This window comes from uncultured Zoogloea sp. (genome assembly GCF_937894855.1).
Lineage (GTDB): Bacteria > Pseudomonadota > Gammaproteobacteria > Burkholderiales > Rhodocyclaceae > Zoogloea > Zoogloea oryzae.
The window spans coordinates 26,443-44,563 of sequence record NZ_CALAYQ010000070.1; the positions used below are offsets into that span (position 1 = coordinate 26,443).

The following is an 18,121-nucleotide window of genomic DNA, read 5'->3' on the forward strand; positions in this document are numbered from 1 at the left end:
CCGGGGCTCAGTCCTGGTCGGCGAAGGCCGGCAGCTCCTCGAGGACGCGGGCCGGCACCGGCCGGCCGAAGTGATAGCCCTGCAGGGTGTCCACTTCGAGCTCGCGCAGGGTGGTGGCGGTCTGGGCGTCCTCGACGCCTTCGGCCACCGTGCGCAGCCCGAGGGCACGGCCCAGCTGGACGATGGCCTGCAGGATGCGCAGGCCGTCGGGGGTGTGCACCCGCTGGACGAAGGAGATGTCGATCTTGAGCTCCTGCACCGGCAGCTCGTGGAGCTGCGACAGCGAGGCGTAGCCGGTGCCGAAGTCGTCGATCGACAGGATGAAGCCCGCGTCCACCAGCTGGCGCAGGCGCTCCTCGGCGAACTCCACTTCGAGCAGGGCGACGGATTCGGTGATCTCCAGCACGATGGCCGAGGTGGGCAGGTCGTGCCGGCTCACTTCGTGGATCAGCCCGCTGACGAATTCCGGCGCAAACAGCTGGCGTTTGGAGATGTTGAGCGACAGGTGCAGCTCGGGCCGGCGGGCGTGCCAGCGCTGGAACTGGGCCAGCGCGAGGGTCGTCACCCGCTGGCCGAGGTCGGCGATCAGGCCGAGGCTCTCGGCCATCGGGATGAAGGTGGCCGGGGAGATCCAGCCCAGATCGTTGTCGTGCCAGCGGGCCAGGGCCTCGATGCCCACCAGGCGGTGGCGTCCTTCGGCGTCACGTTCGGTGCGCACCTGGGGCTGGAACCACACCTCGATCTGTCCGCCCTGGATGGCGTCGGCGAGCTTGGCCTGGATGTACAGCTCCTTCTTGCCGAGGCCCTTGGCCGACATCTCGGAGAACAGCTGGAAGTTGTTCCGCCCCTGGGACTTGGCGTAGAACATCGCCCGGTCGGCGTGAGCCAGCAGGGATTCGACGCTGTCGCCGTCGTCGGGGAACATCGCGATGCCCATGCTGAAGGTGGCGTTGATCGGCTGGCCGGCCACCGCGAAGCTGCGCGGCATCACCTTCTGCAGCTTGCGCGCCACCTGCCGGGCGTCCTCGATGTTGACGATGCCGGGCAGGAGGGCGACGAATTCGTCACCGCCCCAGCGGGCCACGGTGTCGCCGTCGCGCAGGTTCTTCTCGAGGGCCTGGGCCATGGACAGAAGCAGCGCATCGCCGGCCTTGTGACCATAGGCGTCGTTGATGTTCTTGAAGTGGTCGAGATCGATGAAGCACACCGCGACCCGATCCTGGTTGCGGCGGGCCAGCTGGATGGTCTTGCAGACGCGGTCTTCCAGCAGCACCCGGTTGGGCAGGCCGGTGAGGGCGTCGTGCAGCGCCATGTGGGCGATGTGACGTTCCTGCAGGTAGGTCTTGGTGATGTCCCGCAGCACGCCGCGGATGCCGACGATCTTGCCGGCGTCGGTCAGCTCGGTGACAAAGCGGCACTCCATCCAGCGTTCGTAGGCGGCGTCGCCCACGAAGCGGAAGCGCCCGTGGAACTCGTCCTTGGTGCCGTCGGCGAGGCTGTTGAGGCAGCCCGCGAAGGCGGCCTGATCTTCCGGGTGGACGGAGTCGAGAAGCGGGTAAGTGCCGGGCGCGCGGCCGGCCAGCTGCCACCAGCCGCTGTTGGCGTTGATGATGGTGCCGTCGGGGCGCAGCTCGATGACGGCCTCTTCGAGCATGTCGAGGGTGCGCACCAGCGAGTGCTGTTCGGCGGCCCAGTGCTTCTCGTTGTCGAGGGCGCGGCTGAGGGCCTGGAAGGGCTGGCGCACGCTCTCGACGAACACCGCCCGGTAGATGAAGCCGTAGGAGATGATCTTGTACAGGTGGCCGATGAAGTTGTAGCTGTCGCTCACCGACACGTAGCGGGTGAAGCACAGCTCGGAGAGCATCGCCACCGCCGACGCAGCGAAGAGATCTGCCGCATTGAAGGCCGCCCCGTGCGCCGCCCGCCAGGCGAACACCAGTGCCGCGGCGCCGTAGATGAGGACGAGCCCGTATTCGAGCGCCACCTTGAGCGGCGTGAGCCCGCTGCCGGGCACGAAGAAGGCCGGCAGGTGGTCGGGTGTCAGCAGTTCGAGGGCGTAGAGCAGGGCCACGTAGGCCAGCACGCCCACCAGCAGCCGGTAGCGGTGCCGTGTCTCCAGCATCGGCTGCCACGGCCGGAGGGCGGCCACCAGCAGGCCGGCGGCCACCAGCAGGCGCGCTGCCAGCCAGAACACGATGGCCTTCTGGGGGCTCGCCGGGGTGACGAAATCGGGCATGCCCCGGTAGCCGAGCATGTGGCCGAAATCGAGCAGGGCCGTGCCCAGCAGCACCACGCCCAGCACCACCACGTTGCCAGGCCGTTCGTCGGAGTAGGCGTTCCAGACGATGCCGAACACCAGCATCGCCACGACGATGGCGCCGGTCTCCATCGCGGTGTGCAGCGGCAGGTAGCGACCAATGCCGAAATCGGATGAGGGCAGCAGGCCGATCATCAGGAAAAGCAGCAGCAGCGCCCCAGGCCACAGCGCGGCACGTTTCAGGTCGTTGAGGGGCGTGGGGGTAGGCCCCACGGGTTGCTCGGCGGGTGCAGGCATCAGGCGCTCGTCCTCGGACGTGACGATTTGCTCATTGGCGCGGCCGGGCCGCAGGCGCAGCCGGACGCAGTTGATCCGATTATCGGCCCTGTCGCGGGTGGTATTGACCCTTGGCCGTGCCCCGGACGAAAAAAAACCCGACACGCGTGTCGGGTTTTTTGCGAAGCGGAGAATCAGGCGACGGTGACCGGGATCTTGCCGATCTTGGCCTGCCATTCCTTCGGGCCGGTGTTGTGCACCGAGGTGCCGGAGGAATCGACCGCCACGGTGACGGGCATGTCCTGCACGTCGAACTCGTAGATGGCTTCCATGCCCAGGTCGGCAAAGCCGACGACCTTGGCCGACTTGATGGCCTTGGCCACCAGATAGGCGGCGCCGCCGACGGCCATCAGGTAGGCGGACTTGTTGTCCTTGATGGCTTCGATGGCGGTGGGGCCACGCTCGGACTTGCCGACCATGGAGATCAGGCCGGTCTTCTCGAGCATCATGCGGGTGAACTTGTCCATCCGGGTGGCGGTGGTCGGGCCGGCGGGGCCGACGACTTCGTCACGCACCGGGTCCACCGGGCCGACGTAGTAAATCACGCGGTTGGTGAAGTCCACCGGCAGGGGCTCGCCCTTGGCCAGCATGTCGGAGATGCGCTTGTGGGCGGCGTCGCGGCCGGTGAGCATCTTGCCGTTGAGCAGCAGCTTCTGGCCCGGCTTCCAGGCGGCGACCTCTTCCTTGGTCAGGGTGTCGAGGTTCACGCGGGTGGCGGACTTGAGATCCGGCGTCCAGGTGACGGCGGGCCAGTCTTCGAGCTTGGGCGGCTCGATCTTGGCGGGGCCGGAGCCATCCAGGTGGAAGTGGCAGTGACGGGTCGCGGCGCAGTTGGGCACCAGGGCCACCGGCAGGTTGGCGGCGTGGCAGGGGTAGTCGAGCACCTTCACGTCGAGCACGGTGGTGAGGCCGCCCAGGCCCTGGGCACCGACGCCCAGCGCGTTGACCTTCTCGTAGAGCTCGAGGCGCAGCTCTTCGGCGCGGGTCAGCTTTTCGCCCTTGGCGGCGGCTTCCGCGGCCTTGGCCTTGAGGTCGTGGATATCGACCGGGGCCATGATGGATTCCTTGGCCAGCAGCATGGCCTTCTCGGGCGTGCCGCCGATGCCGATGCCGATGATGCCCGGCGGACACCAGCCGGCACCCATCTCGGGGATCTTCTTGAGGACCCAATCCACCAGATCGTCGGACGGGTTGAGCATCGCAAACTTGGACTTGGCTTCGGAGCCGCCGCCCTTGGCCGCGCAGATCACCTCGACGTGGTGGCCCGGGACGAGCTCGAAGTGGACCACCGCCGGGGTGTTGTCCTTGGTGTTCCTGCGGGCACCGGCCGGATCGGCCAGCACCGAGGCGCGCAGGGGGTTGTCCGGGTTGGCGTAGGCGCGGCGCACGCCTTCGTCGATCATCTGCTGGACGCTCATGGTGGCGTCCGGCCAGGTGACCTGCATGCCGACCTTGATGAACACCATGCCGATGCCGGTATCCTGGCAGATCGGGCGGTGGCCTTCGGCGGCCATGCGCGAGTTGGTGAGGATCTGGGCGATGGCGTCCTTGGCGGCGGGGGATTCTTCGCGCTCGTAGGCTTCACCCAGCGCCTTGATGTAGTCCAGCGGGTGGTAGTAGCTGATGTACTGGAAGGCGTCCGCGACGGACTGGATCAGGTCTTCCTGCTTGATTGCGGTCATGGGTGAGGCTCCCTCTCTTTAGTGTTTTGACAGCAGAACGGTCTGGTTCATGATCTTGTCGACCCACGCCATGGCGAGGGCAGAGAACAGGAACACGACATGGATGATGACCTGCCACATGATGGCCTTCTCGGGCAGGTTGGCCGCGTTGATGAAGGTCTTGAGCAGGTGGATCGACGAGATGCCGATGATCGCGGTGGACAGCTTGATCTTCAGTACGCCGGCGTTCACGTGGGACAGCCACTCGGGCTGGTCCGGGTGGCCTTCGAGATCGAGCCGCGAGACGAAGGTCTCGTAGCCGCCGATGATGACCATGATCAGCAGGTTGGCGATCATCACCACGTCGATCAGGCCGAGCACCACCAGCATGGTTTCGGTTTCGCTGATGTGGCCGCCGGAGTTGATGACGTTGCTCACCAGGTGGCCCAGCTCGGCCATGAACAGCCACACGTAGATGCCCTGGGCGACGATCAGACCGAGGTACAGCGGCGCCTGGAGCCAGCGGCTCCAGAAAATGAAGTTCTCGAGAAGTTGCGGACCTTTTCTCATGGGTTTGGCACAGCAGTTGGGGAGCCCGGATTTTATCATCGGCGAAGCGCGCTCCAAGGCGGTAAAATAGAGAACTTTGCTTTTCTGCCTCAAGGGCTTTACGCATGAACCTGCAACCCATCACCGCGCTGTCGCCGCTGGACGGCCGTTACGAATCCAAGGTCTCCGCGCTGCGCGAGCACTTCTCCGAATTCGGCCTGATCCGCAACCGCGTGAAGGTCGAGATCGAATGGCTCAAGGCGCTGGCCGCCGCGCCCGAACTGGCCGAGATCGCGCCGTTCTCCGCCGCCACCATCGCCGAGCTCGACGGCGTGATCGCCGACTTCTCGGTGGCCGACGGCGAAGCCGTGAAGGCCATCGAGGCGACCACCAACCACGACGTGAAGGCCATGGAGTACTGGCTCAAGCAGCGCCTGGGCCACAACCCCGAAGTCACCCGCGTCACCGAGTTCATCCACTTCGGCTGCACGTCCGAGGACATCAACAACGTCTCCCACGCGCTGATGCTGCGCGACGGCCGCGACGACGTGCTGCTGCCCTCCCTCGACAAGATCATCGCCCGCCTCGTCGAGCTGGCCCACCAGCACGCCGACCTGCCGATGCTCTCCCGCACCCACGGCCAGCCCGCCAGCCCGACCACCCTGGGCAAGGAAATGGCCAACGTGGTGTATCGCCTGCGCCGCACCCGCAAGGCCATCGCCAGCGTCGAGCTGACCGCCAAGTTCAACGGCGCCGTGGGCAACTACAACGCCCACCTGTCGGCCTACCCCGAGTTCGACTGGGAAGCCTTCAACGGCCGCTTCATCGAATCCCTGGGCCTCGCCTTCAACCCCTACACCATCCAGATCGAACCCCACGACGCGATGGCCGAGCTCTACGACGCCACCGCCCGCGCCAACACCATCGTGCTGGATGTGTGCCGCGACATCTGGATGTACATCTCCCTGGGCTACTTCAAGCAGAAGCTGAAGGCCGGCGAGATCGGCTCGTCCACCATGCCGCACAAGGTCAACCCGATCGACTTCGAGAACGCCGAAGGCAACCTGGGCCTCGCCAACAGCGTGCTGCGTCACCTGGCCGACAAGCTGCCGGTGTCCCGCATGCAGCGCGACCTGACCGACTCCACCGTGCTGCGCAACATGGGCGTCGCCTTCGGCTACGCCGTGCTGGCCTACGACTCCTGCCTGCGCGGCCTGGGCAAGCTCGAAGCCGATCCGGCCCGCCTGGCGGCCGACCTCGACGCCTGCTGGGAAGTGCTCGCCGAGCCGATCCAGACCGTCATGCGCCGCTACGCCGTGCCCAACCCCTACGAGCAGCTCAAGGAGCTCACCCGTGGCAAGGGCATCACCAAGGAAGCGCTGCAGCAGTTCATCGGCACCCTGGCGATCCCCGAAGCCGAGAAGGCCCGCCTGCTCGAGATGACCCCGGGCAGCTACATCGGCAAGGCCGCCGAGCTGGCCAAGCGCATCTGATCCCGCGTTGTTCCGTAGGGGCGACTTCAGTCGCCCTTGCAGAACGCTGCCGACTTTCGCTTCCCCCGACACCGGAGATTCACCCATGGCTTTTGCCGACAAGCTCAAGGCCCTGCCGGGCGTTTCGCACCTGGCGGCGATCCAGCTGCTCAATGCCGCCGACGAGGTGGTGGCCACCATCGAGAACAAGCCCGGCCAGGCCGGCTCGCTGGCGGTGTACAACCATCTGGCGCAAACCCACGGTGCCATCACCCCGACGGCCGCCGCCCAGGGCATCGAGATCTACTCGGAGCACAGCGAGGACGCGCGCCTCAATCCGGGCAAGCACCCCAACATCGACCGCCTGATCGGCCTCGTCGAACGGGGTGAGACTCTGCGCGTCAAGCACGTGTTTGCCGCCTGAGCGGTTTTCGCGCTGGATGAAGAAGGCTGCCTGCGGGCAGCCTTCTTTTTTGCCAGTTCGGCGTATTGACACATACCGACCGATCGGTATGTAATCTTGCACCATGAGCCGCCAGCCCGACCTCACCCGCGCCCGCATCCTCGATGCCGCCTTCGCCGAAATCCACCGCGAAGGCTTTCGGGCGGCCAGCGTGGCGAGCATTCTGGCGGAGACCGGGCTCACCAAGGGGGCGTTCTACCACCACTTTCCCAGCAAGAAGGCGCTGGGGCTGGCCGTCATCGACGAGCGCATCGCGCCGCTGCTCGAAGAGTGGATGGTGCGTCCGCTCGACGACGGGCCGCAGCCGCCGGTGGCGGCCTTGCTCGACCTGCTGGGGTGCAGCCAGTCGACCGATGCATCGGCGATCAATCTGGGCTGCCCGCTGAACAACCTGATGCAGGAGATGAGCGCCCTAGACGAGGACTTTCGCGCCCATCTCGCGGCCATCCTCGAGCGCTGGCAGCGCAGGCTGGCCGCGCTGCTGCAGCGGGCGCAGGCCGCCGGGGACATCCGCGCCGACGTGGAGTGCGAGGCCTGTGCGCTGTTCATCGTGGCGGCCTGGGAAGGTGCCGTCAGCGTGTCGAAGAACCTGCAGTCGGCGGCGGCCTTCCACGCGACGATGGCGCAACTGCGCGCTTACGTCGTCAGCCTGCGACCAGCATGCTGATTTTTTTACCCTGATACATACCAACTGGTATGCATGTTTTTAACCCTCCGGGAGATTTACGATGAAAGTATCCGAAGCCATTCGCCAGCGCCGCGCCGTCAAGGCCTTTGACCCGACCCACCGCATCCGCGAGGATGAAATCGACACGCTGATGCAGCTGGTCAAGCTGTCGCCGACGGCCTTCAACATCCAGAACTGGCGCTTCGTCCTCGCGCAGGACCCGGCACTGCGTCAGCAGCTGCGCGCGGCCGCTTGGGGCCAGGCGCAGGTGACCGATGCGTCCCTGCTGGTTGTCGTGACTGCCGACCTGAAGGCCTGGGATAAGGCGCCGACCCGCTACTGGCGCGATGCCGCAGCCCCGGTGCAGGAGGCCATCCTGCCGATGCTCGACGGCTACTACCGCGGCCGTGAAGCGGTCCAGCGCGACGAGGCGATGCGCTCCTGCGGGATCGCCGCGCAGACCTTGATGCTCGCGGCGCAGGAGCTGGGTTACGACAGCTGCCCGATGGATGGCTTCGACTTCGACGCGGTGGCCCGTCTGATCCAGCTGCCGGCCGATCACGTCATTGCGATGTTCGTCGCCATCGGCAAGGCGGCCCAGCCGGCGCACCCGCGCAGTGGCCCGCTGCCGCTCGACGAGGTCGTCGTGCGCGACCGCTTTGCCGTGGCCTGATCCCGGAGACGTCGGGCCGCGCTTACGCCGGGCGTGCCGTCCGGGCCTGGATGATCCACCGGGCGATGACGATGCCGAGCACGTCGGCCACCACGTCCATCGGTTCGCCAAAGCGGTTGGTGGTGAGGGTGTGCTGGCAGATCTCGATCAGGATGCCGTAGCCCAGCAGTCCGCCGGCAACGGCGTTGATGCGCGCCGGCCAGCCGGCCCAGCCCAGCAGCGTCAGCACCGCGAAGGCCGCGCTGTGGTGGAGCTTGTCCTGGAAGTCCACCACCTGAGGCACGACGGCCATCGGGATCATCGCCAGAATGAAGATGACGACGAGGGCGAGGATGAACAGCGTGCGGATGACGGGCGGCGGCAGTCTGAACGGCATGGCGGGCGGTGGCGATCGGGACCGCGCATTCTAGCCTAGCGGTGGCGGCAGTCCGGGCGCCCGCCGCCCGCGCCGGGTGTCAGGTGGTGCCGGCCCGGCGGCGGGCGGCGAGCCACTCCCACACCAGCCCGCCCGGCGAATCCTGGCCGGTCAGCACGTAGGACAGGGTGTGGGCGTTGAAGAGGGTCAGGTCGAGATCCTTGCGGGCGGCCTCGAGGCCCACCAGCAGCAGCTGGTCGCCCAGCCGGATGCCCTGGTCGTCGCCGGGCAGCAGGTGGGGCGGATCGCCTTCGCGCAGCAGCAGCAGGGCGCGGCATTCCAGGGGCGGTCGGCCGGTGACGGGTGCGCGCAGCAGCTGGCCGAGGCGCAGGCTGTCGTGGCGCATCAGCAGACGATAGGCCGACGGGGCCTGGGCGATGTTGAGGGTGACGCTCCAGACCATGGGCACATCCCACCCGAAGCGCTCGGTGAGCTCGTCGAGCAGCTGCTGCGACCAGTTGTCGTCGGCCCGGCGCACGGCGTTGAGGAAGGGGGCCAGCAGTGGGGTGGTGAGGATGGCGAGGCATTCGTGGGCGACGATTTCGCTGGGCACCATCGCAAAGTCGGACTCGAAGGCCTCGAACAGGGTGTGGTTGGCGACGTGGTTCTGCCGCAGTACGGTGAACAGCCGGGGGTTGAGCTCCCGGGCGGTGACGACGGTGGACAGGTTGTTCACGTCGTTGGCGGTGGCTGCCACGATGCCCACCGCGTCGGCGATGCCGGCGGCCCGCAGGGCTTCCACGCCGGTGCCGTCGCCCTTGATCCAGGTGTGGCTGGGGTCGATCGGCGGGGCCCGGTCGATGATCGTCACCGGCAGGCCGGCGCCTTCGAGGGCCTGGGTCATCACCCGGCCGAAGGATCCGTAACCGCACAGCACCCACTTGCCGGCGGGCGGCTCGCGGTGGCGGGTGATGGTGGTGCCGGGCAGACCGGTGAGCCACAGCAGCAGGTGGTAGGCAGCCGGCGAATGCAGGGCGAGGGCCATGTACTCGCCAAATTTTTCGAAGGGGTTGATGATGTGCCGGGTGCCGAACGAGGCCATGTTGGCCACCGTCTCGGCGTGTTCGGCGCGGCACAGGGCCGGCAGGGCGGGGGCCAGCAGGCGGGCGGCGATGGCCACCGCGAGGTTGGTGCCGTCGTCGTTGGTGAGGGCGATCACCCCGCGGCAGTACTTGCTGGTGAGCCCGGCAAACACGAGGGTGTCGGGCTTGCCGGCGTCGGCGCACAGGGCCGGCATGTCGGCGGAGTAGCTCTGCAGCTCCAGGTCGCCCACGCGGGCTTCGTCCAACTCGATGACGACCGCCCGAAAGCCCAGTTCGTCCAGCGCGTGGCAGATCAGCCGGCCCGTCTCGCCGTAGCCGCACACCAGGAAGAAGGGTTCGCGCAGGTGGCGCACCTGCCGCGAGAAGCGCTGTACCGCGATGGCGTTGAGGAAGGTCTTGTCCTGGAGCATCGCGAACACCGTGCCCAGGGTGTAGGCCCAGCCGATCACCGACAGGTAGATGCACAGGAGCGTCCATAGCCGCTGCTGCTCGGAGAAGGCGTAGGGGATTTCGCCGAAGCCGATGGTGGTGGCGGTGTAGCTGATGAAGTAGACGGCGTGGAAGAAGCTCATCCGCGGCCCCGGGCCGCCGCCGTTGGGATCGGGGGGGCCGGGCACCAGGGTGAGGCCCAGCACCGACACCGCGAAGATCACGATGAGCACGATCAGCGGCGTGCGCAGCCGCCGCAGGACCAGGAAGATCGTGCTGGTGGGGGTGCTGTTCACGGCGTCAGCGCCGCTGCATGATGGTTTCGGCGATGAGGATCACCACCGACACGACGTTGGCGAACAGCGCGCCGCCCGAAAGCGAGACGATGCTCGACATGGTGGTCGGGGTGAGCCCGGTGCCGGCCACGTGGACGACGTAGCCCCACACCATCGCCGCGGCGAGCAGTTGCAGGTCGGCGACGAGGCTGGTGGCGAGGTGGATGGCGCCGATCTGGGTACGGTCGCCGAACTTGAGCACGGTGGCGATCAGGTTGACCACCACCGCGGCGAACAGCTCGTAGATGTCGTGGTGGGCCGGGTTGTCGATCTCGCCGATGAAGAAGCCGAAGTTGAGGGTGGCGGCGAAGACGATGAAGAAACCGAAGATGACTTTCTCGAGGTTCATGGGCGGGCCTGGCTTCTGGTAGTCGGTATCCAGGAATGCTAGCACCTGCCCGACGGCAGGGTGTTGCCCACGTGCCGGCGCCGCTGGCGGATGGGGGCGAAGTGTTGCCTGAATGACAAAGGCGGGAAGCGCCGGCCGGATGGGCCGGGACTTCCCGCCTTTGTCGGGGGGGCTTACCAGCAGGTGCTGGTCGTACCGGTGCCGGATACCGTGCGGGCGCCGCTCTGGCTGAGGGTCAGAGTGCCGCACTGGGTGTCGGAGCTGGCCTGGCCGCCCTGGGGGGTGACCTTCAGGACGAACGCGTTGGCGCTCACCGAGGCGACGGCGAGCACGTAGTTGCCCTTCATGTCGCTGACGCAGGACGTGGTGGGCAGGGCGACGGCGGTGCCGTCGGTGGCCTGGTCGTAGCGCAGGTTGGTGGTGTAGAAGCGCTCCATGTACTGGGCCGCTTCCTGCAGGCAGGCGGTGGCCAGGTTGCGCTTGCTGCGCACCACGTAGGTCGAGTAGTTGGGGTAGGCGATCATCGTCAGGATGCCGACGATGCACACGGCGACCATCAGCTCGATGAGCGTCATGCCGGCCTGGTTTTTAGGAAGACGGTTACGCATGGTGGGTGTTCCGGTGGCGGTGGTTGCGACTGACCACCGCTATAACGGCACGTTAAGTCATTCCTTGCGGATTTCACGCCACGAGACGCGACCCTTGAGCTCGCTGAGGTTCACGTTCGGCTGGGCCTTGCAGACGCCGGTCGAATCGCAGCTCTGGATCGTGAATTTCGAGTCGGTCACCTTCTTGATGGTGATCTCGCCGATCATCCCGCCGGTGCGCACCGAGCCCGCCGGGGTGAGCTTGCCGCCGACCAGCTTCTTGTCGGCGTCGTCGAAGGCGTTGTCGTTGTTGATGTCGAAGAAGGGCTTGGTGATCGTTGCGCCCGAGAAGGCGCTGAGGGCGTTGATGTAGCCGGTGCCGCCGGATGCGCACTTGTCGGTGCTGGGGACGACGCTGCTGGCGTACAGCACGCCGGCGGAGTACTGGCTGCGGGACACGATGCGTTCGCCGGTCCTCACGCCGCCGACGGCCATGTCCACGTACCAGCCACTCTTGCCGACCATGTCGTTGGTGGTGGCCTCGGAGAAGGTGCGGGTGAGGTAGCTGCCCTGGGCGGTTTCGGCGGTGAGGGTGCGCTGGGTGAGGGCGCTGCGGCCGGCGATGGTGGTGCCGTCGTCGATGAGGCCGTACCAGCTCTGGATGGCGGTGTCGGAGACGTCCCCGTTGGTGAGGTAGCGTCCGGTGCCGCCGAAGACCCAGCGCTTGTTGGTCTTCGGGTCGATGGCCACGGCGAGACCGCCGGTGATCGGCTGGGTGTTGTTGCTGGCGTCGCGGGCGGTGAACATCGAGGTGCCGCTCCACGCGGATGTATCGGTGCCGGCGAGGTTGAAGCGCCAGAAGTTGCCGAGCAGGTCGCCCGCGTAGATCAGGTCGATCTTGCTGTCACCGTCCTTGTCGAAGCCGACCAGCGAAGACAGGCCGTTGGTGGCCGACGACGAGCCCGCGCCGGTGGCGATCTTCTTGATGAGCGCGCCGGTGTTGAGGTTGATGATGTACAGGAAGGCCTTCTCGTTGGTGCTGTTGTAGCCGTTACCGATGATCACCGCCCAGTCGCCGGTGTTGAGCCTGGCGATGAGCGGCTTGCCGAGGGTCTGGCCCAGGTCGGAGTCGGTGTATTCCCACAGCACGTTGCTGGTGCCGAAGGAGGAGGGCGTGGTGACGTCGAGCGCGTAGATGCCCTTGCCGGCGCGGCCCAGGCTGCCCACCAGGATGTTCTTGCCAACGGTGGCCAGGTCGGAGACCACCACCTCGCCATCGTTCAGGTAGGCGTGGGAGTAGTTGGGATTGGCGAGCGTGGCCATGGTGGTGAAGTTCACGCTGCCCGGGATGTAGGCGAACTGCTCGACACCCGTCGAGGCGTTGAAGGCGTGCAGCATGCCGTCGTTGGCCGCGGCGAAGATGGTGTTGGACGCCTTCACGTAAACCGGCGCCGGGTTGGCGAAGTCGCCGATCACCGACGTGCGGTTGCGGTAGGCGCCGCCGTTGGAGACTTCGCCAGTGCGCACGCCGCGCAGGTAATCGACCACCGCCGAGCTGCCGAGGGCGCTCTTCTTGCTGGAGCTGAGGTTGGTGTACTCGAAGGTGGTGCCGCCGCCGCCACCACTGTCCTTCCAGGTGTAGATCTTGCGCGAGGCGGGCGCCGGTACGTTGGCGGAGGCCTTCCAGACCGGGATCGGGGTGCCGTCAGAGGTGGTGTTCATCTGGCCGTTGGCGTTGTAGCCCACGGCCCACAGGTCGCCACCCCAGTTGCCGTCGTAGCGCGCGACGAAGGTCTTGCCGTCGGCTTCGAGGGTGAAGGCGGTGACGGCCACGTTCCACACACCGCCCGCTTCGCCGATGGTGGTGAGGGCCGAGACCAGGCCGTTGGCGAACTCGGTGGGGTTCTTGGCGGCAACGAAGCTGCCGCGGCCGTTAACCGCGGCGTGCCACAGGTCGTCGATCTTCTGGGCGTCGCCTGCGAGCGGGTCGGGCCAGGTGGCGGTGCCGGCGGTCAGGCGGGCCAGATCGGTGGCCGGGTTGAGGGTGCCCTGGGGCCCGAGGGACAGGGTGAAGGTGTTCATGTTCTGCCAGAACGACGGGTTGGTGCTGGTCGCCCGCATGTTGTTGGTCAGATCGGTCCGCAGGTCGTTCTTCCAGTAGTACATCGCGATGTCGGCCAGGGTGTTGGTGTAGCTGTCCTGGTAGGGCTTGACCGCGGAATACTTGTACGACTGGGAGTTGGTGCCGGTGATGGTGGAGCCCGCTGTGCCGTCGTCGTTGCCGATCCCGGAGATAGTGGTTTCACCGTAGTAGCCGTCGGTGGTCAGGATCGTGAAGTTGCGTCGGCACGACAGCTGGGGCGCGGGGCCGTAGGGGCCGGTGTTGTCGGTGCGCGAGTAGTACTGACCGGCCCGGTCGAGGGCCTGCTTGAGGGGCGTGCCGGAGGTGGGCACGGCGTTGGAGAACAGGTTGTTGAACCACGTCTGCCGGTTGGTGCCGTCGAACACGCCGGAGGTGGGGATCGCGTCGCCGAAGTCGGACGTGTTGATGGTCGTGAAGCCCACCCGGTAGTTGATGCCGAGCTTGGAGAAGGCGATGCTCGAACCGGCCCGGGCCGCCAGGGTGCGCGACCGGTAGTAGGAGAACCAGTTGGCGAAGTTCTGAGCTTCGTCGGCGACAGAGCGGCCGGAGGGGAAGGTGCCCGAGATGGTCGTGGTGGTGCCGGTGGCGAGGTCGGTGGCGTAGCCCTTGTTGCCCTGGATCTGGTACTTGGTGTAGCTCGCCGCCGCCGTCTTGCTGAGGCTGCCGCCCTTGTACACGTAGTAGGTGATAGGCCAGAAGCTGTGGGAGCAGGTGCCCGACCAGCCGCACTGGGATGCGCCGTTGGTCAGGGAGGTTCCGGATATCCAGTTGGCGGTGAGGGACTGCTGGCTCGTCAGGTTGAGCGTGCCGGCGCCCGAGTTGGCCGGGTGGTACGGCGCGGCGCTGGGGGATGCATTGCCGTACGACGTGCCGTCGTATTTCACCCACGGGGTGTAGGTGATCGACGGGTCGTAGAAGATCGTGTTGTTGGCGGCCGAGCGCTTGTAGTAGTTGTGGAAGTTGGTGTCGCTGAAGGTGGGGATCAGCCGCCAGTTGGTGTTGTTCTGGCCGTAGATGTCCGAACCGTAGATCGTCCGGTTGGGCGGCGGGAAGAGGTAGACGCCGTAGCCGAGGTCGCCGATGGGGTTCTCGCCGGGCCAGATCGTGAGGTCGTCCGGCATCATCTCGAACTGCATGCTGCCCGAGTCGTCGAGCACGAACAGGATGTTCGACGGAATCGCAGCGGCCGATTGCAGGGGCGCGGTAGGGATGTCGAGGACGGCGCTGGCCGGCTGGCAGATGAGTGCGACGGCAAGGGCGATCAGCGATGGCGTGAAAACGGCCCCGGACTTGCAGTTGCGCTTGAGATTGGACGGGCTGCTCATGACCGACTCCCTGGATTACTGGCGTAGATTGGATTGAAGCGTGACCGAGGTGCCGCGGCCGTTGGCGGCAACCGCGCGGGCGGTGATGCGGACCATCGGAATGAGGCAGGTGGGCTCGACCGGCACCTGCAGATGACAGGTGCCATCCACCGGCTGGGCGCCCATGTCTTCGAGGATGTACTGGGCGGTGACGATGCCGGCGTTGGCGTTGGCGGCTGATTTCCACCCGGTGAAGCTGCTGTCCATCCAGCGGTCGGTGGCGCCCGCAACGGGGGTCGGGCACAGGCCGTTGGTGCAGGCGTTGGTGAAGGTCAGCGGTGCGGCGGCGACGATTTCGGCTTCCCGCAGGGCCGCTTCGGCTGCTTCGAACACGTAGTTCTGGTCGTACTGGTTGCCGCTCATCCGCTCCTCGAGGCCGGCGCTGCGCATGGCCGAGAGGCCGAGGAGGGTGATGATGATGAGGATCATCATCGAGGCGACAAGGACCATGCCGCCCTGGGCGTGGTGCGGGTTCCGGCTCATGGCGTTCTGTTCCTCAGCATGATGGTGCTGGTGGCCACGGTGCTGATGCGGCGATCCCCGGTTCCACCGGTGGCGATGTTCTTGTCCACGCCTTCGAAGTTCAGCGTGAGGCGCACCGCGATGACGGCGCCCCAGTCGGTGACGGAGGGGGCACTCACATAGGCCGTGTTGCCATCCTGGAGGTACTGGATCTGCATGTCGGTCACGCCCGTGGCGATCTCCTCGGGGTTGCCGTTCAGGAACACGCGGTAGAGGGAGGGGCGGCCGTTGGTCCCGTTGCCGATGTACCAGGTGCTGGCCCCGAAGCGGTACAGGCGGGCGACCAGCGAGTCGTACTTGTAGGCCGTGGTGGAGCAGTTGTTGTCGGCGTCGTAACCCAGGGCGATGCCGCAGTTGCGGGAGCTGCCGGCGCCGGCCGCGTAGGTCACCGTCTTGCCGACGACGGACGAGGCGTTGAACACCGTGGATTGCTTGTAGTCGCAGGCGATCAGGATGTCGTCGGCGTTGAGGCCCGACGAGGCGGTGTTGAGGGTGAAGTTGTAGCCGGTGTTGCTGTGGGCGTCGATGCTGAAGCCGGCGCCATAAGCGCCGGTGAGCTGGATCGCGTCGGTGGTGCTGACGCGTTGGGTGGTGCCGGTGCCGATGGCGATCGCGGGGCTGGCCGTGCCGGCGTCGTAGCCCATCACGCCGTTGCCCATCACGCTCCACCAGGCCGGGGTGGAGGCCTGGGCGGCGTTGAGGATGCTCTCGTTGCGCCTCGAGATCGCGTTGTCCAGGCGGCTGCCGTTGCCGCAGCCTGTGCCGGCCGCCTCGCGGATCTCATGGCTGATGAGCGCAAAGGAGATCCGCGCCGAGTCCTGCATCTTGGAGAGGTTGTCGGAGGTCTTGTAGGAGGTCTGGCTGCCCAGGAAGACCACCAGCACGCCGCCCACCAGCACCATGCCCAGAACGAGCGAGATCATCAGCTCGATGAGCGTCAGCCCCTTCATGCGGGCGGGGCGTGAGGTCTGGGCAAACATGGCGGTCTTCACAGGATGACGCGGGTGGTCACGCTGAAGGCGGATTTGCCGCTGGTGGCGCGGGAGTCGTCCCACTGCACGGTGATGTCGCAGGTGGCGTTGCGGCACACGATGCCGCCACACGCGGTGCGGCCGATGGCGCCCTTGAGGGCGTTGAGCCAGGAGGCCACGTCGGTGCTGGCGAGGCTGGTGCCGCTGGCGCTCGAGCAGGTGTCCACGTTGTATTCGCCCCCTTTGGCGGCGATCACGTTGGCGCGCATGGATTCGGTGATCGAGGCGCTCATGATGGTTGCCATCGAGCGCGACTGGGCGCTCTGGTTGTTGCGCAGCGAGACGGTCTGCAGGGCGGCCATGCCAAGCATGCAGAGCGACAGCACGACCATCGAGACGAGCACTTCGATGAGGCCCACGCCTTTTTGCCGCTTGAGGAGGGACTTGTTTCTCATTTCCGGGATGCCTGTGGATAGGGGTCAGGAGTTGGAGGGGGTGGGGCAGGCGCCGTCGTTGTCCACCTGGACGATCAGCGGGCGGCCGCCAGAGGCGATGCGCAGCTCGCGGGCGTTGTGGGCCGGCGACGCGGTGACGATGCACACCGACAGCTTGGCCTGCAGCAGTGCCGACGACGAACCCGGCGCGGTGCGGGCAAAGCCGTCCGAGCCGATGCGGATGCGGTTGGTTTGGCCGCTGATCGCGGCGCTCGCCAGCACGCTCATGCCGGAGGCGTTGGAGATCGTGCCGCTGCGCAGGATCTCCGATGCGCTGGGGGTGTCGGTGCCGTCGGTGTCGGCAAACACCAGCCAGCCCCTCCAGCCGTCGGTGGCCGCCGAGCAGGTGCTGCCGTCGTCGCTGCGGCAGAACACCACGCGCTGGTTGAGGCGGATCGCCTCGCTGCGGGCAATCATCAGGCCGCCCAGGATGTCGTTGGCCTGGGTGGCCAACCGGTTGGTGTTGGTCAGCGCGACATACGACGGCGCGGCGATGCTGATGAGGATCGCGGCAATGGCGACCGACACCAGCAGCTCGACCAGCGTGAATCCGTTTTCGGGCAGCTTGCGCATCTCGGTTCTCGGGCCGCTTCCGTTGCCGGAGCGGCGGTCAGTTTTTGGGGTTTACCGGTCTTTGCAGACAGTTCAGGCCAGCGCGGAATCTGGTCTCGTACTAATTACGGTAACGACAAAAATGAAAAAAACTGAAACGGGTTCGGTGATCTGCGTCACGACGTCCCGTTCGTTCCGGTCCAGTAGGAAACGGCGGCGCCGATGCGAACTTGAGATGGCTGCGACGAACGGTAGATCGAGCGGTCTATCCCGCGCGGGGACTGGATATTCCGCAATGCAGCAGGTGCTTTGGAGGGGGGCGGAAAGGCGCGTGCCGCAGGGGATGCGGCGCGCCGGCATGGCCGGGGAAGCCATGCGAAAGCGGTTCAATGCACAAAAAAAGAACGGGCCCTGCGGCCCGTTCGTCGGATACGGCGGAAGGTGACTTTAGACTTTTTGGTAGATTTCCGCGCCCTTCTTCACAAACTCCACCGCCTTGGTCTCCATGCCCTTCTCAAGGGCCTCGGCTTCGGCGATGCCCTGGGCGGCGGCGAAGTCGCGCACGTCCTGGGTGATCTTCATGGAGCAGAAGTGCGGGCCGCACATGGAGCAGAAGTGGGCGACCTTGGCCGATTCCTTGGGCAGGGTCTCGTCGTGGAAGGATTTCGCCTTGTCCGGGTCGAGGCCCAGGTTGAACTGGTCGTCCCAGCGGAACTCGTAACGGGCTTTACTGAGCGCGTTGTCGCGGATCTGCGCGCCCGGGTGGCCCTTGGCGAGGTCGGCGGCGTGGGCGGCCAGCTTGTAGGTGATGATGCCTTCCTTCACGTCGTTCTTGTCCG

General features: G+C 66.4%; 17 protein-coding genes. 4 read left to right on the top strand and 13 right to left on the bottom strand.

Annotated elements, in window-relative coordinates; all coding sequences use genetic code 11:
* Nucleotides 1–7 precede the first annotated feature (7 nt).
* From Q0672_RS08995 to Q0672_RS09005, 3 genes are all read right to left on the bottom strand, one after another.
* Nucleotides 8–2,554, bottom strand: coding sequence for an MASE3 domain-containing protein (locus Q0672_RS08995; protein WP_298621670.1), 2,547 nt, complete (start codon nucleotides 2,552–2,554; stop codon nucleotides 8–10).
* 173 nt (nucleotides 2,555–2,727) lie between these two features.
* Nucleotides 2,728–4,275, bottom strand: coding sequence for a fumarate hydratase (locus Q0672_RS09000; RefSeq protein ID WP_298621671.1), 1,548 nt, complete (start codon nucleotides 4,273–4,275; stop codon nucleotides 2,728–2,730).
* Nucleotides 4,276–4,293: 18 nt separating this feature from the next.
* Nucleotides 4,294–4,824 carry a TIGR00645 family protein gene (locus Q0672_RS09005; RefSeq protein ID WP_153159945.1) on the bottom strand — a complete coding sequence of 177 codons (531 nt, stop codon included), beginning with the start codon at nucleotides 4,822–4,824 and terminating at the stop codon, nucleotides 4,294–4,296.
* A gap of 104 nt (nucleotides 4,825–4,928) precedes the next feature.
* Between Q0672_RS09005 and purB the strand changes: the two genes are divergently transcribed.
* The 4 genes from purB (at nucleotide 4,929) to Q0672_RS09025 (ending at nucleotide 8,078) form a co-directional block, all read left to right on the top strand.
* The gene (gene purB, locus Q0672_RS09010) at nucleotides 4,929–6,296 is read left to right on the top strand and encodes an adenylosuccinate lyase (protein ID WP_298621672.1); all 1,368 of its coding nucleotides are present in this window, start codon (nucleotides 4,929–4,931) and stop codon (nucleotides 6,294–6,296) included.
* 85 nt (nucleotides 6,297–6,381) lie between these two features.
* Nucleotides 6,382–6,699, top strand: a complete 318-nt coding sequence (locus Q0672_RS09015) for a DUF2322 family protein (RefSeq protein ID WP_298621673.1) — start codon at nucleotides 6,382–6,384, stop codon at nucleotides 6,697–6,699.
* A 103-nt stretch (nucleotides 6,700–6,802) separates the two neighbouring features.
* Nucleotides 6,803–7,405, top strand: coding sequence for a TetR/AcrR family transcriptional regulator (locus Q0672_RS09020; protein WP_298621674.1), 603 nt, complete (start codon nucleotides 6,803–6,805; stop codon nucleotides 7,403–7,405).
* 61 nt (nucleotides 7,406–7,466) lie between these two features.
* Nucleotides 7,467–8,078: a nitroreductase family protein gene (locus Q0672_RS09025; protein ID WP_298621675.1), complete on the top strand. Its 612-nt coding sequence runs from the start codon at nucleotides 7,467–7,469 to the stop codon at nucleotides 8,076–8,078.
* A gap of 22 nt (nucleotides 8,079–8,100) precedes the next feature.
* On the opposite strand, the gene Q0672_RS09030 is transcribed toward Q0672_RS09025, so the two are convergent.
* From Q0672_RS09030 to Q0672_RS09075, 10 genes are all read right to left on the bottom strand, one after another.
* Nucleotides 8,101–8,454 (bottom strand): hypothetical protein, encoded by a 354-nt coding sequence (locus Q0672_RS09030; protein ID WP_298621676.1) that lies wholly within the window; start codon nucleotides 8,452–8,454, stop codon nucleotides 8,101–8,103.
* 79 nt (nucleotides 8,455–8,533) lie between these two features.
* Complete coding sequence (locus tag Q0672_RS09035; RefSeq protein ID WP_298621677.1) at nucleotides 8,534–10,261, bottom strand: TrkA family potassium uptake protein; 1,728 nt, start codon at nucleotides 10,259–10,261, stop codon at nucleotides 8,534–8,536.
* Between the two features lie 4 nt (nucleotides 10,262–10,265).
* A complete protein-coding gene (locus tag Q0672_RS09040) occupies nucleotides 10,266–10,649 on the bottom strand; it encodes a DUF6394 family protein (RefSeq protein ID WP_153159950.1) in 384 nt (127 codons plus the stop codon).
* A 173-nt stretch (nucleotides 10,650–10,822) separates the two neighbouring features.
* A complete protein-coding gene (locus Q0672_RS09045) occupies nucleotides 10,823–11,257 on the bottom strand; it encodes a type IV pilin protein (protein WP_153159951.1) in 435 nt (144 codons plus the stop codon).
* A 57-nt stretch (nucleotides 11,258–11,314) separates the two neighbouring features.
* Nucleotides 11,315–14,704: a PilC/PilY family type IV pilus protein gene (locus Q0672_RS09050; protein ID WP_298621678.1), complete on the bottom strand. Its 3,390-nt coding sequence runs from the start codon at nucleotides 14,702–14,704 to the stop codon at nucleotides 11,315–11,317.
* A gap of 15 nt (nucleotides 14,705–14,719) precedes the next feature.
* Nucleotides 14,720–15,226: a PilX N-terminal domain-containing pilus assembly protein gene (locus Q0672_RS09055; RefSeq protein WP_298621679.1), complete on the bottom strand. Its 507-nt coding sequence runs from the start codon at nucleotides 15,224–15,226 to the stop codon at nucleotides 14,720–14,722.
* Complete coding sequence (locus Q0672_RS09060) at nucleotides 15,223–16,245, bottom strand: PilW family protein (protein WP_298621680.1); 1,023 nt, start codon at nucleotides 16,243–16,245, stop codon at nucleotides 15,223–15,225. The genes Q0672_RS09055 and Q0672_RS09060 overlap by 4 nt, the downstream gene beginning before the upstream one ends.
* Before the next feature lie 8 nt (nucleotides 16,246–16,253).
* The gene (gene pilV, locus Q0672_RS09065) at nucleotides 16,254–16,691 is read right to left on the bottom strand and encodes a type IV pilus modification protein PilV (protein ID WP_284188303.1); all 438 of its coding nucleotides are present in this window, start codon (nucleotides 16,689–16,691) and stop codon (nucleotides 16,254–16,256) included.
* A gap of 24 nt (nucleotides 16,692–16,715) precedes the next feature.
* A complete protein-coding gene (locus Q0672_RS09070) occupies nucleotides 16,716–17,303 on the bottom strand; it encodes a GspH/FimT family pseudopilin (RefSeq protein ID WP_153159956.1) in 588 nt (195 codons plus the stop codon).
* Nucleotides 17,304–17,729: 426 nt separating this feature from the next.
* Nucleotides 17,730–18,121: phosphomethylpyrimidine synthase ThiC (locus Q0672_RS09075; protein ID WP_298621681.1), on the bottom strand; the 392-nt coding region annotated here is incomplete at its 5' end.